General features: G+C 46.2%; 23 protein-coding genes. 18 read left to right on the top strand and 5 right to left on the bottom strand.

Annotated features, from left to right (window positions below; genetic code table 11):
* Positions 1–87: 87 nt before the first annotated feature.
* From H9Q77_RS15360 to H9Q77_RS15350, 3 genes are read right to left on the bottom strand one after another with little or no spacing between them, the layout of a single operon-like run.
* Entirely contained in the window at positions 88–996 is a 909-nt protein-coding gene (locus tag H9Q77_RS15360; protein WP_249326128.1) for a TlpA disulfide reductase family protein, read from the bottom strand.
* 33 nt (positions 997–1029) lie between these two features.
* Positions 1030–1893, bottom strand: a complete 864-nt coding sequence (locus H9Q77_RS15355) for a 4Fe-4S binding protein (RefSeq protein ID WP_249326126.1) — start codon at positions 1891–1893, stop codon at positions 1030–1032.
* Positions 1886–2026 (bottom strand): CD1871A family CXXC motif-containing protein, encoded by a 141-nt coding sequence (locus H9Q77_RS15350; protein ID WP_117465104.1) that lies wholly within the window; start codon positions 2024–2026, stop codon positions 1886–1888. The genes H9Q77_RS15355 and H9Q77_RS15350 overlap by 8 nt, the downstream gene beginning before the upstream one ends.
* Before the next feature lie 100 nt (positions 2027–2126).
* Between H9Q77_RS15350 and H9Q77_RS15345 the strand changes: the two genes are divergently transcribed.
* The 9 genes from H9Q77_RS15345 (at position 2127) to H9Q77_RS15305 (ending at position 8053) form a co-directional block, all read left to right on the top strand.
* Positions 2127–2807, top strand: a complete 681-nt coding sequence (locus H9Q77_RS15345; RefSeq protein WP_249326124.1) for a response regulator transcription factor — start codon at positions 2127–2129, stop codon at positions 2805–2807.
* On the top strand, positions 2804–3946 hold the full coding sequence (locus tag H9Q77_RS15340; RefSeq protein ID WP_249326122.1) for a sensor histidine kinase: 1143 nt from the start codon (positions 2804–2806) through the stop codon (positions 3944–3946). The genes H9Q77_RS15345 and H9Q77_RS15340 overlap by 4 nt, the downstream gene beginning before the upstream one ends.
* Positions 3947–3976: 30 nt before the next feature.
* Positions 3977–4411, top strand: a complete 435-nt coding sequence (locus H9Q77_RS15335) for an N-acetyltransferase (RefSeq protein ID WP_249326120.1) — start codon at positions 3977–3979, stop codon at positions 4409–4411.
* Positions 4412–4463: 52 nt separating this feature from the next.
* Positions 4464–5078 (top strand): 5' nucleotidase, NT5C type, encoded by a 615-nt coding sequence (locus H9Q77_RS15330; protein WP_249326118.1) that lies wholly within the window; start codon positions 4464–4466, stop codon positions 5076–5078.
* Positions 5075–5641, top strand: a complete 567-nt coding sequence (locus H9Q77_RS15325; RefSeq protein ID WP_249326116.1) for an NUDIX hydrolase — start codon at positions 5075–5077, stop codon at positions 5639–5641. The genes H9Q77_RS15330 and H9Q77_RS15325 overlap by 4 nt, the downstream gene beginning before the upstream one ends.
* 25 nt (positions 5642–5666) lie before the next feature.
* Complete coding sequence (locus H9Q77_RS15320; RefSeq protein WP_022154563.1) at positions 5667–6191, top strand: glycosyl-4,4'-diaponeurosporenoate acyltransferase CrtO family protein; 525 nt, start codon at positions 5667–5669, stop codon at positions 6189–6191.
* 47 nt (positions 6192–6238) lie between these two features.
* Positions 6239–6865 (top strand): esterase, encoded by a 627-nt coding sequence (locus H9Q77_RS15315; protein WP_249326115.1) that lies wholly within the window; start codon positions 6239–6241, stop codon positions 6863–6865.
* Between the two features lie 30 nt (positions 6866–6895).
* Entirely contained in the window at positions 6896–7456 is a 561-nt protein-coding gene (locus tag H9Q77_RS15310) for a hypothetical protein (protein ID WP_249326114.1), read from the top strand.
* Between the two features lie 180 nt (positions 7457–7636).
* Positions 7637–8053, top strand: coding sequence for a helix-turn-helix domain-containing protein (locus H9Q77_RS15305; RefSeq protein ID WP_249326113.1), 417 nt, complete (start codon positions 7637–7639; stop codon positions 8051–8053).
* Positions 8054–8951: 898 nt separating this feature from the next.
* On the opposite strand, the gene H9Q77_RS15300 is transcribed toward H9Q77_RS15305, so the two are convergent.
* Complete coding sequence (locus H9Q77_RS15300) at positions 8952–10562, bottom strand: CTP synthase (RefSeq protein ID WP_249326112.1); 1611 nt, start codon at positions 10560–10562, stop codon at positions 8952–8954.
* A gap of 120 nt (positions 10563–10682) precedes the next feature.
* Complete coding sequence (locus tag H9Q77_RS15295; protein ID WP_118692836.1) at positions 10683–12167, bottom strand: DUF1846 domain-containing protein; 1485 nt, start codon at positions 12165–12167, stop codon at positions 10683–10685.
* Between the two features lie 250 nt (positions 12168–12417).
* Here H9Q77_RS15295 and H9Q77_RS15290 point away from each other — a divergent pair, with 250 nt between their 5' ends.
* The 9 genes from H9Q77_RS15290 (at position 12418) to nagA (ending at position 24456) form a co-directional block, all read left to right on the top strand.
* Entirely contained in the window at positions 12418–14823 is a 2406-nt protein-coding gene (locus tag H9Q77_RS15290; RefSeq protein WP_249326110.1) for a GH36-type glycosyl hydrolase domain-containing protein, read from the top strand.
* Between the two features lie 139 nt (positions 14824–14962).
* Positions 14963–16381, top strand: a complete 1419-nt coding sequence (locus H9Q77_RS15285; protein WP_118548022.1) for a phosphoglucomutase/phosphomannomutase family protein — start codon at positions 14963–14965, stop codon at positions 16379–16381.
* Positions 16382–16474: 93 nt separating this feature from the next.
* Positions 16475–18250 carry a sensor histidine kinase gene (locus H9Q77_RS15280; RefSeq protein WP_249326108.1) on the top strand — a complete coding sequence of 592 codons (1776 nt, stop codon included), beginning with the start codon at positions 16475–16477 and terminating at the stop codon, positions 18248–18250.
* Positions 18251–18359: 109 nt separating this feature from the next.
* Positions 18360–19739 carry an ABC transporter substrate-binding protein gene (locus H9Q77_RS15275; RefSeq protein ID WP_249326105.1) on the top strand — a complete coding sequence of 460 codons (1380 nt, stop codon included), beginning with the start codon at positions 18360–18362 and terminating at the stop codon, positions 19737–19739.
* A gap of 77 nt (positions 19740–19816) precedes the next feature.
* Entirely contained in the window at positions 19817–20704 is an 888-nt protein-coding gene (locus tag H9Q77_RS15270; protein WP_249326104.1) for a carbohydrate ABC transporter permease, read from the top strand.
* An 11-nt stretch (positions 20705–20715) separates the two neighbouring features.
* Positions 20716–21570, top strand: a complete 855-nt coding sequence (locus H9Q77_RS15265; protein WP_249326102.1) for a carbohydrate ABC transporter permease — start codon at positions 20716–20718, stop codon at positions 21568–21570.
* A gap of 178 nt (positions 21571–21748) precedes the next feature.
* Complete coding sequence (locus H9Q77_RS15260) at positions 21749–22525, top strand: response regulator transcription factor (RefSeq protein WP_249326099.1); 777 nt, start codon at positions 21749–21751, stop codon at positions 22523–22525.
* Positions 22526–22587: 62 nt separating this feature from the next.
* Complete coding sequence (gene nagB / locus H9Q77_RS15255; protein WP_249326097.1) at positions 22588–23304, top strand: glucosamine-6-phosphate deaminase; 717 nt, start codon at positions 22588–22590, stop codon at positions 23302–23304.
* A gap of 18 nt (positions 23305–23322) precedes the next feature.
* Entirely contained in the window at positions 23323–24456 is a 1134-nt protein-coding gene (nagA, locus tag H9Q77_RS15250) for an N-acetylglucosamine-6-phosphate deacetylase (RefSeq protein WP_249326095.1), read from the top strand.
* Positions 24457–24807: the final 351 nt, after the last annotated feature.

Raw genomic sequence — 24807 nt, 5'->3', positions numbered from 1 at the left:
ATGGAATATTCAATTCTTGATAAATAATATCAAAAAGAATTGCCGGTGTCAACAGGTGAATGAAGAAATCTTAGGGGGTGTTCTGCTTTATTGGTTTGCACTGTCTGCATCAATTACCGATTGAATCTGCTGCATCAGAGAGTCATAGTTATCCTGGTTATCAATTCCCCCAAGGATCGGATCCCCTACAATATTTCCATTTCTATCGACAAGTATGGTTGTAGGAAATGCCATAATATCAGAGGCATATTTACCAGCATCGGAAGCAGAGTCAATGGAAATATTGCGGTACTTTGCACCCTGGCTTTCAAGAACGGCGGCAGCTTCTTTCATGGCAGCTTCATTGCCGTCGAAGGTTTCGGTATTGATGCCGATGACTTCGCCGCCCATTGTTTTGAGCGTATTGTTTAATTCGTCCAGCTTAGACAACTCAGCAACACAGGGCTTACAGCCGGTAAACCAGAAATTAACGACGGTTACTGCATTGCCGGAAAACAGGCTTTCATCGACAGAATTACCGTCAAAATCCTGACCGGAGAAATTCCGGAAGGGAGAGGCAGCTTCGGAATTGTTTTCCGGAGCAGTATGATCGGATGTGGTAGTTCCCTGTTCCAGTTCTGCGATCTGTTCTTCGATCTTCCGTATGGTTTCCATATCTTCCGTAAGTGTTTTCAATTCATCCTCTGTAAAGGAGTCCTTGTTTGCTTCGACGGTATCAGCCAGATAATCAGCATAATTTGCGCTGGGATCAGCATTACTTTTGCTCATCATGCCGAATACCTTGTTCCATACAGCCTCATGATCTGCAAAAATCTGGTTCTCCTGCTGATACAGATCATTTAGTGCAGTGTTGGAGCTGTCTGTGGATACTGTGCCGGTTTCCGTCAGAGACTCATTGGTTTTGTCCGTGCCGGCAGCATCTGTTGTGCCGCAGGCTGTAAGCAATAAAGCTATGCAGAGTGTTAAAATAGTAAGCAATTTTTTGTTTGTTTTCATGATTAAATTCTCCTTTGAGTAATCGTAATAAGATTATTTTCCCATAAACCGGTAGTGGATCGCATCCTTGGGACAAGCCTTGATGCAGGCTCCGCACCGTATGCATTCCGGATGGTCTGGATGCTTGCACACATCCACATCCATTTTACATACCCTTGAACATTGACCACAACCGATACATTTGCTGTCCTCCACCTTAATATTAAGAAGACTGACCTTATTAAACAGTGAGTAGATCGCGCCAAGAGGACAGATCCATTTGCAGAAGGGTCTGTAAAATAAAATACTTAACACGACAACTGTGATCAAAATAAAGCATTTAAAAGAAAAGAGTTTTCCAAGTGCGGACCGTATGGCTGCATTTCCCAGAGAAAGCGGGATAGCTCCCTCCAGAACGCCTTGTGGACAAATATATTTACAGAAAAAAGGGTCGCCCATTCCTATAGAGTTCGTTACGAGCAGCGGCAGAAGGATAACGAAAACGATAAGAATCATATATTTCAGATATCTTAGCGGCTTCAGTCCTGCTGTGGAAAATTTTTTCCCCGGGATTTTATGAAGTAAATCCTGAAACCATCCAAACGGACACAAAAAACCACATATAAATCTTCCAAGTGTCACACCCAGTAAAATAAAAAATCCCGTGACATAATATGAAAATTTAAATCGGGAGGATCCGATCACCGCCTGAAATGCGCCAATGGGGCACGCTCCCGTGGCAGCAGGACAGGAATAACAGTTTAATCCCGGTACACATACGGTCTTAGCGTTTCCCTGATATATTTTGCCCTTAAAAAGATTAGGGATGTGAATATTAGTAAGCAGTGTGGCAGCAGCCTGTATCCATCCGCGTATCCCGGCTGTCTGCCCTGACAGTGATTTTTTTCTCTTATCCAATTCCGACACACTCCAGACATAATTTTATTGCTTTACCAAGCACGACAGCAGCTTCGCCTCTGACTGCACCGTAGCCGATCATAGTGATCCCGGTGACGAGCAGAACGATCTGAGATATTTTTCTGCACTTCAAGTTATTGTTACTCCTTTCGATCGTGGTATTTATTGACCAGCTGACTTCGCTATTATACAATGATTGTTGTAAAATCTTTGTTAAGGGAGGGGAAGAAATTTTGAGATTATTCATTGTTGAGGATGAAAAAGAAATATGTGATACAGTTGCAAAAAGTCTGTATGACGCAGGATATGAGGTGGATACCTGCTATGATGGGGAAGAAGCTCTTGCAGGTATCCTGACGGAGAACTATGATCTGGTCGTTCTTGATCTGAATCTGCCCGGCATGGATGGAATGGAGATCCTGAAGGAACTCAGGCAGGAAAATGAGGAGACGAAGGTTCTTATATTATCTGCAAGAGGGCAGATAGCGGATAAGGTTGAGGCGCTGGATGCAGGGGCAAATGATTATATGGAAAAACCCTTCCATTTACAGGAGCTTGAGGCACGTATCAGAAGCCTGACCAGAAGGAAGTTTGTACAGAAGGATGTATGTCTGGAAAGCGGTGAGATAAAGTTTGATACCGTAAGGCGTGAGGCTTATGCAAAAGGAGAAATGGTAACCCTGACAAGAAAAGAAAATGGTATTCTGGAATATCTGCTTCTGAACATGGGCAGACCGGTAAGCCAGGAGGAATTGATGGAGCATGTCTGGGATGCATCTGTGGATAGCTTTAGCGGAGCGATCAGAGTACACATGTCTTCCCTTAGAAAAAAGCTTAAGGCTGTGCTGGGATATGATCCGATTCTGAACAAGGTGGGAGAAGGGTATAAAATACGAGAGGAGTCCGATAGATGAAAAAAATGTCGCTACAGTGGAGACTTACCTGCATCATTACATTATATATAGCGGTGATATGTGGATGCGTGACGATGCTTGTCTATAGAAACGGTGTGTATTATATGGATTCCCTGCAAGAGGCTGTGGATACACGGGGAGATGATCAGCCGGACGACGCGGAGGAAATATATATCAGCATTCCGGAGGACAAGTGGGATGAGTTCGCCAATGACTTTTCTGTCCAGGTCTATAATAATAAGGCGGATTACAGGAAAAACAGCTTGATCATTTCAGCAGTATTGGCTCTTCTGGGTGGAGTGGCTACCTATTTTATAAGTGGGCATGCACTCAGACCGCTCAGAGAGTTTTCTGACAAGATCGAAAAGGTACAGGCACAAAATCTGGCAGATTCACGGATAGAAGAAAACCAGGTGAAGGAACTGAACCAGCTTAGCGTTTCGTATAACCGGATGCTGGAACGTCTCTCGGATGCATTTGAGATACAGAGACAATTTACTGCAAATGCAGCTCATGAGCTTCGTACTCCATTAGCCCTGATGCAGGTACAGCTTGATCTGTATCATTCCAACAGACATCCGGACAATGATGCAGAAACGGTACAGATGATAAAGATGGTTACCGAACAGAACGACAGACTCAACAAAATGGTAAAGACACTTCTCGACATGAGTGAACTTCAGACGGTAGGAAGGGATGATGAAATTATCTTAGATGCTCTGGTGGATGAGGTATTGGAGGATCTGGAACCTCTCGCAGAGGGAAAAAATATAAGACTGATCGGAAAGTGTAAGGATATAACGATGGTCGGAAGTGACATCCTTATTTACCGGCTGGTATACAATCTTGTTGAGAATGCCATAAAATATAATCATTCGGGCGGGCAGGTCACAGTAACCGCAGAACGGAAGGAAAAACATGTATATCTGTCAGTGAAGGATACGGGAACCGGAATTCCTGAGGAACTTAAGGAGCGCGTGTTTGAACCGTTTTTCCGGGTGGATAAATCCAGAAGCCGGGAGCTTGGTGGAGTAGGACTGGGACTTGCCCTGGTCCGTGAAATTGTAAGAGTGCATGATGGCAGTATTACGGTGAAGTCTAATCCATCCGGAGGGACGATCTTCGAGGTGGTTTTGTAAATTGTAGCAGAACAGGGTGTTTGAAGAAGTATGATCAGAGTATTACAAAAAGCAGATATCGAACGAGTTGTTGATATATGGTTAGATACCAACTTAAAAGCACATTATTTTATTCCGGGGCAATATTGGAAAGATAATATTGATTTAGTGAAAGAAATGTTGCCACAGGCAGAGGTCTATGTGTATGAGAATGACTGCCAGATAGAAGGCTTTATAGGGTTAAATGATGAATATATGGAAGGCATTTTTGTTCGTGATGAAATGCAGTCGCAGGGTATAGGTAAGCTTCTGTTGAATTTTGTAAAAGAAAAAAAGACGAAATTATACTTAAATGTTTACCAAAAGAATACACGTGCAATTCACTTTTATCAACGAGAAGGTTTTGAAATCCAACGAGAAGGATTGGATGAAGTTACCGGGGAAAAAGACTATGTAATGGTATGGCAGCGTGGAAATTCTTTGTAAAAAGAGCAGGGAGCTGATAGAAACTGCCGGGGTTATTAGGAGAAGAGAAGCAATGAAAATCTACATAGATTTTGATGATGTACTATGTGAAACCGCCGAATATTTTACGAAAATCGCAAAAGAACTGTTCGGCATTGATGTCCCTTACCGGCAGGTTCAGTTTTTCAATTTGCAGAAATCATTTGATTTAAATGATGAGCAGTATGAAGCTCTGATGAAAGTGGGGCATTTGCCGGAAAATCTGCTGAATTACGAGGAGACGCCGGGGGCTTCCGAAGCAATTAATAAGTGGGTGGATCAGGGACACGAGGTTTTTATCATTACCGGAAGGCCGTTTAATTCCTACGAACCATCGAGGCAATGGCTTGATGAACATCATCTGGAAAGAGTTCCCTTGTTCTGCGTAGACAAATACGGGCGCGAAACAGCGAAACAGGATTATAGATATAATATGACATTGGCGGAACTTTACAACATGACCTTTGATTTTGCGGTAGAGGATTCTCCGGCGGCATTTGAGCATGTAATGCATTTTGACAACTGCAGGATAGCCGTGTTCGACCGACCATGGAACAGCCGGGCAGAGCTTCCCAATGACAGATTTGTGAGATGCAAGGACTGGCAGGAGATTGACCGGCTGTTTGAAAATAGGGAGATAACCAAATGACACGTGAGGATTCCATCAGACAAATAGAAAACTATCCCCCATTCAATGAACAGGAAGAAAAGGACAAAGCTTTGATTCTGGGATGGATCAGTAACAATGAGAACGCATTTTCCAGAGAAAATACAGTTGCGCATATTACGGCTTCTGCCTGGGTGGTAAATAAGGACAGAAGCAAAGTGCTTATGGTATATCATAATATTTATAATTCCTGGTCCTGGATGGGAGGACATGCGGATGGGGAGACGGATCTGCTGTCCGTTGCCATCCGGGAAGTGAAGGAGGAGGCGGGAATTTCCAATGTGAGACCGGTATCAGAGGAGATTTTTTCTCTGGAATCTCTGACGGTGGACGGACATGTGAAAAAAGGGAACTATGTGTCCAGCCATTTGCATCTGAATATCACGTATTTACTGGAGGCAGATTCGGAAGAGCAGGTATCCGTAAAAGCCGATGAGAACAGTGGAGTGATGTGGTTCTCTCTGGAAGATGCTTTGGAGAAATCTACGGAACCATGGTTCGTGGAACATATTTATTCAAAACTCATTAAGAAAATGGGTATATGAAATTGGAAAAAACGGAGAATGACCTATGATAAAATTCTTAAAGGCAGCGCCTGTCGTGTTCCTGATCGGAACCATTGTCACGGGTATTTTATATCAAAAAACTTTGTTAGAAATCTGGCTGACGATTGCCATTACCTTTGGAACCACTGCTTATCATTTTATCATGCGATGGGTGGTAGCATTTATCTACAATTCTATCATGCATAACAGGGCAGATTACAGAAAACACTGGTATCAGGTAAGTAAATCTGAAATGAAATTATATGAAAAGCTGCATGTGAAAAAATGGAAGAATCGCATGCCTACCTATAATCCCAGCCTGTTTGATCCGAGACAACACACCTGGGAGGAAATAGCGCAGGTCACATGTCAGGCGGAACTGGGGCATGAGACGATCGTAGTGCTCAGCTTTGTACCGATTGTGGCAGGTCATTGGCTGGGTGGATATCCGGCATTTATCATTACATCGATCCTTGCGGCCATGTTTGATATGATGTTTGTGATCATGCAGCGATATAACAGGCAAAGGATTCTGAAACTGATAAAATAGAATGGATACTTGATAGAAAAGGATATTTGATAGAGAAAGAGGACGGCATGACTAAATATAAATATGGGAATCCGGAGGCTCCCATTGTTTTGATCCAGCCCGTGGGAGATCATGATCTTCCGGAAATAGAGGGCGAAGTGGCACAAATCCGGAAACTGACAGCATTGGATTTTCAAATGATTGCGGTGAAAGTGGATGACTGGAACCTCGATCTGTCTCCGTGGAAAGCACCAGCGGTATTCGGAAATGAGGATTTTGGCGAGGGTGCAGCCTCGTTGCTAGAAGAAATTTTGCGTTTATGCTCGGATGAAAGTAAAACTTATTATCTTGGAGGATATTCTCTTGCAGGGTTGTTTTCTCTGTGGGCATCTTATCAGACGGATCGGTTTGCGGGGATAGCGGCGGCATCGCCCTCGGTGTGGTTCCCCGGGTTTCTACCCTATGTGAAAGAGCACGAGAATCAGAGTCGGGCAGTTTACTTAAGCCTGGGGGACAAAGAGGAAAAGACCAGAAATCTTGTTATGGCTACTGTGGGTGACTGCATCCGGGAGGCACATGCGTGGCTGCAACAGTGTGGGATCCGCAGTACGCTGGAATGGAATCCGGGGAATCATTTCAGAGATCCGGGCCTGCGGACTGCGAAGGCATTTGCCTGGGTAATGAAAAATTCATAAATTTTGCTTATCGGATCGGAGGAGAGGGATATGGTAATGGAAGCTCTGGTATACATATTGACATTATTGTTTGGAGTATCTACCGTTATCATTATAAAAAATAAGAGATATAAGGTTGTACCTTTTATATGTCTGGACATCATCCTGACATTTGCTGGTTTTGCCATCACATCATTTGTTATTTTGTTTGTAGGGAATGAAGCTCTCGAGGCGCTGCTGATTATGAGCGTGTTTGGATTGTTTCTGTTTTTACTGGGTGTGAATGATATCTATGCTGTATTTTGCTGCAATCAGAAGATAGAAGCTATCTATTGCGGATATAACAGCTACCCCGGACGCTATGGGATTACCAGCTATGCACCGGTGTTTGAATATGTCTGTAACGGCACGGCTTACCATGAGCAGACCACATTGACAGTACCCTATCGCCTGCTGCGGAGGATGACAGAAGGGAACACTTATCCCATCTATATTCATTCAAAACATCCGGGAGTATGTGTTTTGAAGAGAAGAATCAGGTTCACGACAGTGATTGAATTTGGTTTTGCAATTATGTTTTTGGTAGTAGCAATTTTGTGGCAGCGATCCTGAAAATGGTACATAGGAACATTCGGAATATATGGACAATGCCGAATACCGGAGAAATCGGTAAATCAGTAGAAACTCTGAGGTTTGCGGAAATGTTAAGTTCCTTTGCGCAAATTCCCGGAGATGTTGATAGCGCTGCATGGCGATAGCGTGCTATACTTCCTGCGAAAGGAGAGGTGACGGATGCAGTTAGGAAACAATATTCAGACCTTAAGAAAAAAGAAGGGGCTTTCGCAGGAGAAGCTGGCAGAAAAAATTAATGTTACAAGGCAGACCATATCAAATTGGGAATTAGGAGAGACGGCGCCGAATCCGGAGCAATTAATTCTCTTATCAAAGCAATTCGACATAAGCATTGATGAATTGGTGGGAAATGATGCGATGCCGTCCGGGAGTTCGAGGGAGAATAAGAGTACAAAAGATATCTATATCGGATTGATCGTTTTGTGCGGCATCGTAGCATGCGTATGGGCATTTTCGGCAAACAGATTTCGCTATGTGGAAATACTGGGAATCACCATTGCCGGGGCGGTGATAGGAGCATGCCTTGGTAGAGTGATCCATGGAATTTTGATGTATTTGCGAAATGATAAAAAATAGGCTTCTTAGGAAGCGCTTTTTTACGTAATAGATCTTTTGATACATTTATAGTAAAAATAATGTGTTTCTAAGGCGGAAATTTTACTTTTCCCTGCTTTTTCGCATGTTTTAGTAGAATTAAGAGTAAGTTTGGTTGAGCGACGAGTCAAGTCTAAATTTGTGTGTAAAGAGGCAAGCTTTTTTGTATTAAAATCGCTATTTTTTGCTGAAAAAATAAAAAAACAGGAGATTTTGGGTTTTTATAAGAGCTTATTTTCGCTGAAATGGAAAAAATCATAAAATCCGTACAAAAATGTTTGATTTAGAAGTTTTTTTGTACGGATTTTGCTATTTTGATACGATTTCCATCAAAGCAATAGCAAGATGGCTACTGGTTTTTTGAAAGCTTTTCAAAACGCAGAACTCCCGAAGCATGCGGTGCCATGTCGAAGATGTTTGTCGGAGGGTATTGATATTTTCTTGAAAAGTGCTGAAAGACAGGGGGAAAGCGGACACGATGTCCGCGTCAGCCGATTGTCGACATGGATGTCGACTGTAGGCGACCCCGTCATGACGAGAACCACTCATCACTTTTCGTAGAAAATTCACATCCGGAGACCTTACATCGAGACATGTGTATCGCATGCTCCGGGAGTTCGTCGGTTTTATGGCAACCCTACGTTACGAGCCATGCACTCAATTCATAAATGTGTTGCAAAGGGCGTTCCACATTTATTGGCAGTTCTCCGCAATGAGCCTCGCTATTCATAAGATTGTCAGCAAAAGGCGCTGCCAATCTTATTTCATATCGCGGCGTTCGCCGCATCACGCCAAAAGTAAAAACCGTGATTTGTGAGCAAGCTCCCAATCACGGTTCTTATTTTGCCTATGCGCGGCTATGTTTTCGTAAACTTTCAATTTATTTCCGGTGCTTATTCTCCAAAGCTGCTTCCACGAATCCCTTAAATAACGGATGGGGTCTGTTGGGTCTGGACTTGAGCTCGGGGTGTCCCTGGGTGGCTACGAAGAAGGGATGCTCGGTAAGCTCGCACATTTCCACGATACGTCCGTCAGGGGACAATCCGGACAGACGCAGACCGTGTTCAGTGAGGACGGCACGATAATCGTTGTTGACCTCGTAACGATGACGATGTCTCTCGGAGATGTTCTCCTGTCCGTAGAGCTGGTAAGCACGGGAATCCTTATCCAGTACACAAGGGTATGCACCCAGTCTTAAGGTACCGCCGATATCCTCGACGCCGTTCTGATCCGGCATCAGAGCGATCACAGGATGTGTGGTGTTAGGATCCAGTTCCACACTGTGGGCATCCGTATACCCGATGACATTTCTTGCATATTCTACGATCGTCAACTGCATTCCCAGACACAGTCCCAGGAAGGGAACTCCATGAGTTCTTGCATACTGAATCGCCAGGATCTTGCCTTCGATACCTCGGGAACCGAAGCCACCGGGTACCAGGACACCGTTGCAGTCACCTAATAGTTCTTCCACATTTTCAGATGTTACTGTCTCGGAGTCGATCCATTTGATGTGTACGGTCGCATGATTGGTGATACCGCCATGCTTCAGCGCCTCTACGACACTGATATAGGCATCATGCAGAGAGACATATTTTCCGACCAGAGCGATCTGCACTTCATCGGTGGGATGACGCAGGTCCTCCACCATCTTCTTCCAGTCTGTCAGATCCGGTTCCGGACAATCCAGATGCAGACATTCACAGGCTACCTGTGCCAGATGCTCTTTTTCCATAGCTAACGGAGCCTCATACAGATATTCCACATCCAGGTTCTGCAATACATGACTCTGAGGTACGTTACAGAACAGAGCAATCTTGTCCTTGATGGACTGATCCAGAGGATGCTCACTTCTGCAGACGATGATATCCGGCTGGATGCCCATGCCCTGCAGATCCTTAACACTGGCCTGGGTAGGCTTGGTCTTCAGTTCCTGAGAAGCACTTAGATAAGGAATCAGCGTTACATGGATCAGAATGGCATTATCATGGCCCACCTCATGCTGGAACTGACGAATGGACTCTAGGAAAGGCTGGCTCTCGATATCACCTACGGTACCGCCGACCTCAATGATGGCGATACGGGTCTCATCATCGGTAAAGTTGCGGTAAAAGCGGCTCTTGATCTCATTGGTGATATGAGGGATGACCTGTACAGTACCTCCGCCGTAATCACCACGACGCTCCTTCTGCAATACGGACCAGTATACCTTACCGGTGGTGACATTGGAATTTTTATCCAGATTCTCATCAATAAAACGCTCATAATGTCCCAGGTCCAGGTCAGTCTCCGTGCCATCCTCTGTGACGAATACTTCGCCGTGCTGGATCGGGTTCATGGTGCCGGGATCAATATTAATATAAGGATCGAATTTCTGCATGGTTACTCTGTAACCTCTTGCTTTTAACAGTCTTCCCAGGGAAGCTGCGGTAATTCCTTTTCCCAGACCGGATACGACTCCTCCGGTCACAAACACGTACTTTACTGCCATAATTTTCTCCTCCTTTTGATATACAAGAAACAATTTATAAAATAAAAAGAGCGAGAAACTCCCCTTGGGGAGCGCCTTCGCTCAATAACTGCCATAATTTATAATAGAATGACAAAATGTTTAGTTGTGATACAGCTTCTGGTTCTGATAATGAGGTTCGCATGTCAGGTTCACACCTAACTTGCGGAAGGTATTCATGTCGATCTGGGACAGGATCACGCTGGAGTGCACTTCGGAACCTTTCAGGTTCTTCAACTGCTCCACAGCAGCCTTCGCAGTATCATCCGTAGCTGCACAGATGGAAAGCGCGATCAATGTTTCATCCGTATGCAGACGGGGATTGCGGTTCCCCAGGTAGTTCGTCTTCAGATCCTGGATAGGACCGATGGCGGTAGGTGAGATCAGCTGTACTTCGTCCGGAATGCCGGCCAGAGCCTTCAAGGCATTTAATAATAATGCGGAAGAAGCCCCCAGCAGAGTACTGGTCCGTCCGGTGAGGACTCTGCCGTCCGGAAGCTGGATCGCAGCTGCCGGTTCCCCGGTGGTCTCTGCTTTGATATTGGCTGCACTGACTACTGCGCGATCGTCGATGGTGACACCTGCCTGCTTCATCAGAAGCTCAAGCTTTAAGATCTGGTCGTCACCGGCGGTACCCTGGCGCTTTTGGCACAGAGTGTGGTAGTAGCGGCGGATGATTTCCTGTTTTGCGGCGTCGCGGACAGCTTCGTCATCGACAATACCGAAGCCTGCCATATTGACACCCATGTCAGTAGGAGACTTGTAAGGACAGCTGCCCATGATCTTTTCGAACATAGCGCTGACTACGGGGAAGATCTCCACGTCACGATTGTAATTGATCGTGGTCTCACCGTAAGCTTCCAGATGGAACGGATCGATCATATTAACATCGTTCAAGTCTGCGGTAGCGGCTTCATAAGCCAGGTTCACCGGATGCTTTAACGGAATATTCCAGATCGGGAAAGTCTCATACTTGGCATAACCAGCCTTGATGCCTCTCTTGTATTCGTGATACAGCTGGGAGAGACAGGTAGCCATTTTGCCGCTTCCGGGTCCGGGAGCAGTAACGACTACCAGAGAACGGGATGTCTCAATATAATCATTTTTACCGTAACCTTCATCGCTTACGATGAACGGAATATTGGAAGGATATCCGGGAATGGAATAATGGCGGTATACCTTCATTCCCAGAGACTCCAGTTTTTTCTGATAAGCAATGGCACTGGGCTGCCCGGCAAAGCGGGTCAGACATACACTGCCGACATACAGACCATAGCCACGGAAAGCATCGATCAGACGTAACACATCCAGATCATAGGTAATGCCAAGATCGGAACGGACTTTGTTCTTCTCGATATCTGCGGCATTAATGACGATGACGATTTCTGCTTCGTCCTTCAGCTGTGCCAGCATATTGATCTTGCTGTCCGGATGGAAACCGGGCAGAACGCGGGAAGCGTGATAATCATCAAACAGCTTGCCGCCGAATTCCAGATACAGCTTGCCGCCGAATTTCGCGATACGCTCCTTGATCTTCTCAGACTGCAGACTGAGGTATTTGTCATTGTCAAAACCTATCTTGTACATTGCTGACACCTTTCTCTATGGATCTTTGCAACTAAAATCCCATGATGTTCTATTATAGTTTAGTGTCTCCCAAAAATCTACTGGAAAGTAAAAAAATTTTGGAAATCATTAATATATCTAACAAATTTGGGCAAATAATCACATAATGAGCAATTTTAAACAAAGAGCTCCTTTCCTATAATGAAATTGTAATAAAACAGAACAAAAAAGTTCTGAAAAAGCAAAAAACTATATACGGGAGGGACGCGTTTTGCAATACGGCTATTTCGATAATGAAAAAAGAGAATACGTCATCGACAACGTGGCTCTGCCCTGTTCCTGGACCAACTATCTGGGTGTCGAGGACATGGCAGCGGTCATCAATCATACGGCGGGAGGTTATCTGTTCTACAAGACTCCCGAGTATCATAGGATCAGCCGTTTCCGAGGGAATGGGGTACCCATGGACCGGCCGGGATTCTATGTATATATCAGAGATAATGAGAAGAAGGATTATCATTCCATCTCCTGGCAGCCGGTGGCGAAGGACCTGTCCAAGGCAAGCTACCGCTGCCGTCACGGACTGTCTTACACGGTCTATGAAAGTGAGTATGACGGACTGGCATCTTCACAGACTATGGTCATTCCCCGTGGGGAGAATGTATTGCTGTGGGACGTAAAGGTGAAAAACACCACAGATGCCGTCAGGGATCTTTCCTTATTTACTTACATGGAATTTTCTTTCCATCACATTATGATCGATAACCAGAATTTCCAGATGAGTCTGTACTGTGCCGGATCCTCTTATGAAGACGGCATCATCGAGGAAGACTTATTTTACGAGGAAAAAGGGTATCAGTATCTTACTGCCAGCTTCACACCGGATGGCTATGACTGCGTAAGAGACAAGTTCTTAGGGGTGTATGGCACCGAAGACCATCCAGCGGGATTGGACAGAGCAGTTCTCTCCGGTTCCACAGAACTGGGAGGCAACCACTGTGGAAGCTTACAGAAAAACTTCAAACTGCAGCCCGGTGAGGAAGCCCGCTTCGTGATCATGCTGGGAGAGGGAAATCGCGAAGAAGGCAGACGGATCCGTGTAAAATACAGTGACCTGAAGAGAGTGGATGCGGTCTATACCGACCTGGCAGCTTATTGGAAACAAAAATACGATGCACTGCAGATCAAGACTCCGAATGAAGGTATGAATACACTGATCAATACCTGGACACTGTACCAGTCGGAGATCAACGTCATGTTCTCACGCTTTGCATCCTTTATTGAGGTCGGAGGTCGTGTGGGACTGGGATATCGTGATACGGCACAGGATGCCATGACGATCCCTCATTCCAATCCGGATAAGTGCCGGGAAAGAATCGAACAGCTGTTAAAGGGGCTGACCACCACAGGATACGGTCTGCACCTGTTCTCACCGGAATGGTTTGAGGAAAAGACCGGGGAGAAACCGTTCCAGTCACCGACGGTGATCCCGGAGCCGGACAAACAGAGCATGATCCACGGAATCAAGGATGCCTGCTCCGATGATGCCCTGTGGCTTGTGGGTGCAGTGGTAGAGTACATAAAAGAAACAGGAGACCTGAATTTTGCCAGAAAAGAGTTCACCTACGCAGATACTTATGTATTGGGAAATAAAGTAACAGAGAGTGTATATGAACATCTGAAGCGGATTCTGGACTTCAGCGCTGAGCAGGTCGGTAACGACGGAATCTGCAAGGGACTCCGCGCCGACTGGAATGACTGCCTGAATCTGGGCGGTGGTGAGAGCGCCATGGTAAGCTTCCTGCACTACTGGGCATTGCAGCATTTTATCACGCTGGCGGAGATCCTCGGGGAGAGAGAGGACGCGAAGCATTATCATCAGATGGCAAATAAGGTAAAGGAAGCCTGCGATGCGGTATTGTGGGACGGTGACTGGTACATTCGCGGCATCACGAAGAACGGGAAAAAGATCGGCTGCAAGGAAGACGCAGAGGGCAAGGTACATCTGGAGTCCAATGCCTGGGCAATTCTATCCGGCGTGGCAGATCCGGAGAAGAGTGCAAAGACGCTGGAGACCATCGACGAATATCTGTATACACCGTATGGTTTACTGCTGAACACTCCTTCCTATACGAAGCCCGATGATGATATCGGATTTGTAACGAGGGTATATCCGGGTCTGAAGGAAAACGGAGCCATTTTCTCCCATCCCAATCCCTGGGCATGGGCAGCAGCCTGCGTCTGCGGCAGAGGCGACCTGGCAATGAAATTCTACGATGCGCTGTGTCCTTACTGGCAGAATGACAGGATCGAGATCCGGGAATCCGAACCCTATTCCTATTGTCAGTTTATTGCAGGCAAAGATCACACAGCATTCGGCAGAGCAAGACATCCATTCATGACAGGCAGCGGCGGCTGGTCCTACTTCAGCGCTACCAGATATATGCTGGGAATCCGCCCGGATTATGACTGCCTGATCATCGATCCCTGCATTCCTGCAGATTGGGAAGGCTTCTGGGTGACCAGAAGATGGCGTGGAGCAACTTACAATATTAAGGTGGAAAACCGCAGCAAGGTGATGCATGGGGTAAAAGAGATCCTTGTGGACGGACATAAGGCAGATAAAGTACCCGTATTCCGCGCGGGTACGAAACATGAAGTATTCGTCATTATGTAAATGATGCCAGGGTCAAAAGGTCTAAGCCCACATGAACTTGCGCATAAGTGGGTGAAAGACCTTGGGACCGGAGCGGAGAAGTGGTAGTGCGTAGCACGGAACAAAAGCAAAAAAAGATAATATATAAGGAGGCAGTATTATGATCAAATTTGGTACCGGTGGTTTCCGAGCCGTCATCGGAGAAGATTTTACGAAGGAGAATATCCAGATCCTGTCCAAGGCACTGTGCGATAAGATGAAAAAGGAAGGTGTGGAGAACACCGGAATGGTCATCGGTTATGACCGACGTTTCCTGTCCAAGGAAGCCATGCAGTGGGCTGCAATGGTATTCGCGGCAGAAGGGATACATACAAAACTGATCAATAAATCCGTACCGACACCTCTGGTAATGTTCTATGTGATGAAGCATGACTACCAGTACGGTATGATGATCACGGCGAGCCATAATCCGGCAATCTACAATGGTGTTAAGGTATTCACCTACGGCGGCAGAGATGCAGACGAGAAACAGACCATGGAGATCGAGCAGTTTATCAATGAGGTGACGGATCTGCCTGTGAATGAAATGGATTATCAGAAAGCACTGGAAGCCGGACTGATCGAAGAAATCTATCCTTTGAATGAGTACCTGGACAGCATCATTGCCGCAGTAGATATGGAAGCTATCCGTGAAGCGGGACTGCGCGTGGCACTGGATCCCATGTATGGCGTCAGCGAGACCTCTATCAAGACTGTGCTGATGACTGCGAGATGCGAGGTGGAAACCATCCATGAACGTCATGATACGTTGTTTGGCGGTAAGCTGCCGGCACCTACAGCAGACACGCTGCGTGCTTTACAGAACTATGTTCTGGACAGAAAATGCGACATGGGAATCGCAACCGACGGTGATGCGGACCGTATCGGTGTCATCGATGAAAAGGGAAACTTCCTGCATCCCAATGACATTCTGGTACTGCTGTACTACTACCTGATGAAATACAAGGGCTGGCACGGTCCCGTAGTCCGCAATATCTGCACCACGCATATGCTGGACCGCGTGGCAGAGAGCTTCGGTGAGAAATGCTATGAGGTTCCCGTAGGATTTAAACATATCTCTGCGAAAATGTATGCAACGGATGCTGTCATCGGCGGAGAGTCATCCGGTGGTCTGACGGTGCGTGGTCATATCAAGGGTAAGGATGGTGTCTATGCATCTGCATTGCTGGTGGAAATGCTTGCTGTCACCGGCAAAAAGCTTTCCGCGATCATGGAAGAGATCCATGCACAGTATGGTAAGCTTGCATTGGAAGAGAGAGACTACCGCTTCAGTCAGGAGAAAAAGGAAGCGATTCAGAAGCATCTGCTGGAAGAAAAGAAATTGCCGGAGATTCCCTACGAAGTAGAGCAGATTTCTTACCTTGACGGGGTAAAGCTGTATCTGAAAAACGGTGGATGGATTTCTGTACGGTTCTCCGGTACGGAACCGTTGCTTCGAATCTTCTGTGAGATGCCGGAAGCGGAAGATGCAAAGCAGCTTTGTGAGATCTTCGAGGATTACTTATTGCTGAAAAAGTAAATGGATTATCATAATTTGGTGAAAGAGATGGTAACACAGTGGAGAACTGTGTTATCATCTTTCTATATACAAAAATTTCTAAGGGGGATGTTCATGAAGACAAAAGAAAAAATCTGCAGACGGAAATCCTTGCTATGGAGTATGCTTTTCCTACTGTTATTCGGCTGGTTCCTGCCGCTGCTTGTGACCAACGGCATCATGAGCATTATGGCGACACGGAAAGTACATACCCAGATCGATCGGTCCGTGACGACGTCCATGGAAAAGGCGGTAGAGATCATGGAGCTGCAGCTGGCAGAGAGTGAGACCGCATCCAAGAATGCTTCCTATCTGAACGTGATCCGGGAAGCATATCTGACGTATCAGGATGGCGGAAACAGACGGGATTTCCAGACAACCGTATTTACCTTCCTGGAGCAGCAGTATATGTTCCATAAAAACTGCCAGGCTGTGAACCTGGTATTCCGGGAATATCCCGATGATATCTATTACACCTACAATAACAGTACCGGCGGAACCTATCGTGACATCACTTATTTCAAGACCTATGTGGCAAAGGATCTGTTAGAAGAGATGGATGACCTGGATACCCGGACGGAACTGCGCAGCTACGACGGACGACTGTATATGATCCGTAACCTGGTGGACTCCAAATTCCACCCTTTTGCAATCCTCGCGATCGAATTGAACGAAGAATCTCTGATGGAGAGTTTAAAAAGTGTCTGGGGTTATGAAAACGCTGTGGTCTATCTCGACGGCACACATGCTTTAAGCCTGGAGGGGGGCGACAGCTTGCACTATGGCGAAGAACAGCAGAATCAGCTTGCGGAAAATGGCAGCTTTATAGAGCATGCGAGCGGCAGGCAGAACCCCTATGTATATAAGAGGCTGAAGCTGTACCATTCCACGTTAGATTGTGTGGTAGAACTGGACCGGTCGGCAATCTATGCAGAGATTAAGACAATCCGCTATGTTTACGGAATTCTGGCGGTGTTTGCACTGCCGCTGGTATTCATTATTTATAATTTCCTGAATAAACGGGTCAACAGACCGGTGCAGGATCTCATTAAGGTATTTGATGTGGTGAGAGCCGGGGAGTACGGCACCCAGATTGAGAATATGGCAAACAGCGAAGAATTCTATCATATGGAAGAATCCTTTAATTATATGTCATCCCAGCTGAAGCAGCAGTTTGATAAAATCTACATGGAAGAGATTGCTCTGCGGGATGCAAAGATCATGGCATTGCAGTCACAGATCAATCCCCATTTCCTGAATAATACATTGGAGATCATCAACTGGGAGGCACGCCTGAACGGTAATATGCGTGTCAGTCAGATGATCGAGGCACTGTCCACCATGCTGGAAGCCACCATGAACCGTAAGGCGGATCCTTACAATACTGTGGCGGAAGAAATGGAATATGTGGATGCATATCTCTATATCATCACACAGCGGTATGGCGAGAAATTCACCTGTCGAAAAGAAATAGATGAGAGCCTGTTAAACTATAAGATCCCCCGCCTGATCGTGCAGCCCATTGCAGAGAATGCCATTGAACACGGCATGAGCATTACCAGAGAAGGGGAACTGGTGATCCGTCTGTATCGAAAACGGGAAGATCTGTTGTGTATCGAGATTGAGAACAACCGTCCTTTAAGTGAAGAGGATCAGGCAAAGATACACAAGCTGTTAAATGAAGAACCGAATCCACAAAAGGAACACCGCGTAAGCCTCGGAATCCGTAATGTTGACCAAAGACTTCGCATGATGTACGGTCCGGAGTGCGGATTGTTCATCACTAATAACAAAAATAATCATACAGTTAGTACAATTTTGGTCAAAATTGATGAAGGAAGACAACAATAATAGGCAAAAAAAGCCAAAGGCAACAATTTTGATTTTCCCCCATTCATACTATTATATAGTTACAACAGATGAAGAACATCTGGAAAACAAAATTTGGGAGGTATAGTGTATGAAACGATTTATTGCAGCAATGCTGGCAGGTACCATGATTTTTTCTCTTGCAGCATGTGGCAGCCAGCCGTCTGACGGGGGCGTAGAGACGACCGGCACAAAAACAGAAAGTACTACAAGCTCCGAGGGAACAACAGCTACAGCAAAGCCTGTAGAACTGAATGTAACCACCACCTTCGCAGGTGAAGACGGTAACGCACAGAATTTCAAAAATGCCGTAAAGGCATGGTGTGACGAGACCGGTAACACCGTAGCAGATACCTCTGCTACTTCTGATGAGACCTTCAAGACCAGAGTAATCACCGACTTCGAGACAGGCTCCGAACCCGACGTACTGTTCTTCTTCAACGGAGCAGATGCAAACAGCTTCATCGAAGCTGACAAGGTAGTTTCTATTGATGAGATCCGCGCAGAGTATCCCGATTATGCATCTAACATGAATGATGATCTGATCACCGACTCTCTGGTAGACGGCAAAAAATACGCAGTTCCCGTCAACGGTTTCTGGGAAGCAATGTTCGTGAACAAAGAAGTCCTGGATGCAGCAGGCGTAGAAGTCCCCGGTGCTGATTACACCATGGACATGTTCAAGGAAGACTGCCAGAAGATCAAGGATGCAGGATATACTCCGATTGCAGCAGCTCTGGGCAACATCCCTCATTATTGGTGGGAGTATGCGATCTTCAATCATGACACACCTGAGAATCATGTACAGGTTCCCGCAGGAATTGAGGATGCTGCTTCCTGGGTAGACGGTATGCTGGATATCAAAGAACTGTATGAACTGGGATATTTCCCTGACAACACCTTATCCGCAACTGACGATGAGACCTTCGCTATGTTTGTAGACAGCAAGGCTGCATTCCTGATCGATGGTTCCTGGAAGGTTGGCGGTATTGTAAGTGCATGCCAGTCCGATCCCGAGGATGCTTCTACCCTGGATGCTGACAAGCTGGCTAACTTTACCGTTACCTATGTACCCGGCAATGGTGACAGAAAAGCAACCGATCTGATCGGTGGTCTGTCCATGGGTTACTACATCACCAGAAAAGCATGGGAGGATCCCGACAAGAGAGCAGCAGCTGTTGATTTCGTAAGCTACATGACCTCTGATGAATTAGTTCCTGTATTTGCACAGCATACCGCAAGCGCTCTGAAGAACGCTCCTGCTGTAGACGAGAGTCAGTTCAATGCTCTGCAGATCGAAGCTATGGATATGATGTCCGGTGTTACATCCCTGACCGGAGCCGTACAGGACATCTTCATGGGTGACTGCCGTGTAACCACTTTTGACGGCATGCCCGAGATCGTAACCGGCAAGCTGGATGCAGCTGAGGCAGTGGAAGAAGGACTGAAGCTGTATCACGCACAGCAGTAAAATATAAAAGATTTCTTGTTCAGCCGGGGGATAAAAACTCCGGCTGATTTCAACAGGAAAGTGAATGGAGGAAGCATATGGGAGCAAGTATATACAAGAATAAGAAACCGGCAATAATTTTCCTGATCCCCGCCTTTCTTTTCATGATTGTCTATTTGTATTACCCGTTCTTACAGAATATCTGGAATAGTTTTCAGAATATACGACAGCTGGGAAGCAGCGGTGAAGGATTCCTGGATCCCTGGTACAGCAACTATGTAGAGATGTTTCATGATGAAGTTATGTGGATTTCCCTGAAAAACACACTGATCATGATGCCGGTTACGCTGGTGGGTCAGGTGGGAATCGCTATTGTCCTGGCATTGATGGTAGATAATATTACACACGGGAAACACTTTTACAAGACAGTATACTTCTTCCCTATCGTGATCTCTGCTACCGCACTTGGTCTGTTGTTCAACCTGATCTTCCTGTATGACAAGGGTATGCTGAACCAGATCCTGGAAAAACTGGGTAAGGTCGGACTGACAGACTGGAAGGGCGAAGGGCTCGCGCTTTTCACTATGATGCTGCCGGTTATGTGGCAGTATGTAGGATTCTATTTCGTGATCCTGATCACGGGACTGAATAATATTTCCGATGAATTGTATGAAGCAGCCAGAATTGACGGAGCTTCTACATTCCAGAAGGTAAGATACATATCCATACCGTTGTTACACAATGTGATCTGTACATGCAGCGTTCTGGCAGTCACCGGTGCCCTGAAAGTATTCGACCTGCCCTGGACCATGTTCCCGAAGGGGATGCCCTTAAAGAGCACCTTCCTCACCGGAACCTACATGTACTATCACACCATGGAGACCAAAAATGTAGATTATGGTTCCGCACTGGCAGTACTGATCGTAGTCCTTGGCATCGTACTGGCTAAGGTGGTAAATGCCATCTTCAAAGAAAAAGATTACTAGGAGGGAAAGCCATGAAGAAGAAAATATCCGTTGGATCCATATTGGTATACCTTTTCCTGACCATCTGGGCTTTTACTACGATTTATCCGATCATCTGGGTCATCCAGAACTCCTTCAAGGCGAAGGATAAGATCCTTGCAGATTCTTTCTCTCTGCCGGTGGGGGATCTGTTCACCACAGCCAACTATCGTAAGGCATTCGGCAATCTGAATATCTTCGGAGCTTACCGCAACAGTATCTTCATCTCCATGATGGTATCACTGTTAGTCATTCTGTTAGCGGGTATGGCAGCATATGCACTGGCAAGATATTGTTTCCGGGGAAGCAGCTTCCTGTATTCCATGGTAGTGTCCGCTATGATGTTCCCGGTATTCGCCACCATCATCCCGGTGTTCTCCATGGAGACCTCCTGGGGGATCGTTAATACCAGCAGCTGGGGACTGACCATGCTGTCCGTGATCCTGCCGCAGGTGGCCGGTAACCTGGCATTCTCCATCGTAGTGTTGTCCGGGTACATGAAGAGCCTGCCGCTGGAACTGGAAGAAGCCGCATACATGGAAGGCTGTAACGCATTCCAGATTTATTTCAAGGTTATCATGCCGTTGACCAAGCCTTCTTTCGCTACGGTAGCCATTTTCGCATTCTTGTGGAGCTATAATGACCTGTTTACCCAGATGTTCTTCCTTCGCCGTCCGGAGATGCGTACCATCACCAGACTTTTGAATGAACTGACCAGCCAGGAAGGAACGAACTACGGATTGATGGCAGCCGCCGTTACACTGGTAGTTGTGCCGGTTGTAATTGTGTACATTTTCTTACAGAAATATATTATAAAAGGAATGACAGCAGGTGCCGTCAAGGGGTAGAATGTTATTAAGCAGAGCCAGGTAAGTTTCGAGTCTTCTCACCGAATGCTCGCATTCGCAGGAGAAGACGATGAAAGTTATTTGGCGAGCAACCACATGAGCAAAAATTTATCGAAGATGAATTTTGCGAATGGGGTCTGCTTAATAACAAAGATAAAGCATTATGAGAGGTGCCGGTATGTACAAGGTAGTGATTATTGATGATGAACCGCTGATCGTGGAGGGACTGTCCCGGAGTATCCCCTGGGAGCGCTGGAATTGTAAGGTCGTGGGATTCGGCTATAACGGAATCGAAGGGATGGAAGTGATCCGCCGGGAGAAGCCGGCTATCGTCATCTCCGACATTAGTATGCCGAAAATGGACGGGCTGACCATGATCGCCGGTCTGAAATCAGAATTCCCGTACATGCAGGTGTCTATTCTTACGGGGTATCGTGAATTTACATATGCGCAGGAAGCTATCCGGCTGGGGGTGTCGGCCTTTCTGCTGAAACCGTCCAAGATGGACGAGTTGTATGAAGCTATTGAGAACATGACAGAGAAACTGAAGCTGTTCCACATAGAAGAGGAACAGCCGGAAGCTGTCACGGAAGAGGCGGAGGAAGAAGACTCCGTACTCTACAATAGTGAAGCCAATAATTTTGTGGTGACAAAAGCACTGGAATATATCAAAGAACATTCCAGAGAACGAATCCAGCTAGCGGATGTGGCGGATCACTGTTATGTGAGCCAGTGGCATCTGAGCAAGCTGTTAAATAAGCATACGGGCGAGAATTTTTCCGTTGCCCTGAACAAAGCACGTATTGCGGAAGCTAAGGAACTGTTACAGGATCCTTCCCGCAGAATCTATGATATCGCAGAAGAAGTGGGATTCCAGGATCTGGCCCATTTCTCCCGGGTATTCAAAAAGCTGGAAGGAATCTCAGCCAATGAGTATCGAAATACTTTAAGCTGAGTCTGTGACCGTCTATAGAGTTCCTTATGCATGACCTTTAGAGCGTGCAGGAGGAGACGAATATGAGAGTTTATTGTGCGAAGAATTATGAGGAAGCATCCACGCTGGCGGCAGATCTGATCGCTGCACAGATTTTATTAAAACCGGACAGCGTGCTGGGACTGGCAACAGGATCCACACCCATCGGTGCCTATCAGAGACTGATCGCAAAATACGAAGCCGGAGAGTTGGATCTCTCTCAGGTGAAGACCATGAATTTAGACGAATACAGGGGGCTGGACAGCGAGAATCCCAACGGATACCGCTACTTTATGAACCATCAGCTCTTTGATCATGTAAATATAAAAATAGAAAACACCAATGTTCCCGACGGTAAAAAAGATCCCGCCCAGGCATGCGGTGAGTACGATGCCATACTGGAGCGTATCGGTGGTATTGATTTACAGCTGTTAGGGCTTGGGCATAACGGACACATCGGATTCAATGAGCCTGCAGAGGAGTTTTCCAAGACCACACATTGCGTGGATCTGAGTGAGAGCACCATCGAAGCGAATGCAAGATTTTTCGATTCTGAAGATCAGGTGCCCAGGCAGGCATATACCATGGGCATCCAGTCCATCATGCAGGCGAAGATGATTCTCATTATGGCTTGCGGAGCAGATAAAAAAGAAATCGTAAAGAAAGCATTCTGGGGACCGATCTGTCCTCAGGTTCCCGCTTCGGTATTACAGCTTCACAATAACGTGATTCTGGTGGGCGATGAAGCCTGTCTTGGCTAAAGTTAAGGAGGGGACAAAATGCCAGCAGAGGGTGCGAAACAAATAAAAGAAGTAAAAGGATTATTATATACCACAGAATATGAGTTCCGTCCGGGCAGAATCCGCATCGAAGGAGACCGGATCGCAGAAGTGGACTTCTGCACAGAGGGAGAGCTAAGTGAAGTGGAACGTGAGACACTGGTGCTGCCCGGACTGGTAGATGTTCATTTTCACGGAGCAGCGGGATATGACTTCTGTGATGGGACACAGGAAGCGTATCGTGCCATCGAAGCCTATGAGAACAGTCATGGGATCACCAGTATCTGTCCTGCGACCATGACACTGCCGGTAGAACAGTTAAAACAGATTTTGACAGAAGTGTCGGGGGATAAACCGGACAGCTTAGTGGGAGTACATCTGGAAGGCCCTTTTATCAACAAAGCAAAAAAGGGTGCCCAGAAGGAAGAATATGTCATCCCTCCCAGTGTTGAAGTGCTGAAGGAATTACAGAAATGCGCAAAGGGACTGGTAAAGCTGGTATCCATCGCACCGGAGACAGAAGGAGCCATTGACTGTATCCGGGAACTGGGGAAGGAGTTCCACTTCTCTATCGCACATACAATGTCCGATTATGACACGGCTGTCAAGGCAATACAGGCTGGAGCCAAACACATTACCCACCTGTATAATGCCATGCCCGTACCAACCCATAGAGAGCCTGCTGTGGTGGGAGCCGCAGCGGATGATCCGGAAGTCATGCCGGAGCTGATTTGTGATGGCATTCATATCCATCCCTGTATGGTAAGGAATACCTTCCGCCTGTTCGGTGCACATCGTATGATCCTCATCAGTGACAGCATGCGTGCCGTAGGTATGGAGGATGGACAGTACACCCTGGGCGGGCAGGAGGTTACCGTGCGTGGAGCCTTAGCTACCCTGGCAGACGGAACCATTGCCGGAAGCGCCACGAATCTGTATGACTGTATGTGTAAGGCTGTGGAAATGGGAATCCCGAAGGAGCAGGCAATCCGTGCGGCTACCATCAATCCGGCAGTCAGCATCGGAGTCGGGAACAAGGTTGGATCCCTGGAAGCAGGCAAATACGCGAATATCGTGATTGCCGACAAAGAGTTGCATCGCCGTCAGGTCATTCTGAAGGGTGTGATTCTATAATTGTTTGTTGTAAGTTGTTTGTCGCAGGCAGGTGCCCGAAATTCGTTTCTTACGGATTTCGGGTGTTTGTCTGCATATAGATCACAAAAATATGCTGTCGGAGAGAATTCCACAGTATGTGTCAAACGAATCCTATTTCGGAGAAGTGACGGTATTTCGGATTCATGGATAAATAGTGTGATATAGCCTGCTTTTCATGCTTTTTTCACATTTGTGCTATTGATTTATCCGCAGGTTATCTCTATAATAAAATAGATTGTAACTATTCAGAGCCATGTAAAACTGCGTTCTGCAAATGGGGCTAAATAGTTACAATAAATTTATTGTCTCGGAATATGAGAATATTAAATA

Origin of the sequence: Simiaoa sunii, assembly GCF_014337175.1 — a bacterium.
Lineage (GTDB): Bacteria > Bacillota > Clostridia > Lachnospirales > Lachnospiraceae > Acetatifactor > Acetatifactor intestinalis.
This window is presented reverse-complemented; position numbering and strand designations above follow the sequence as displayed.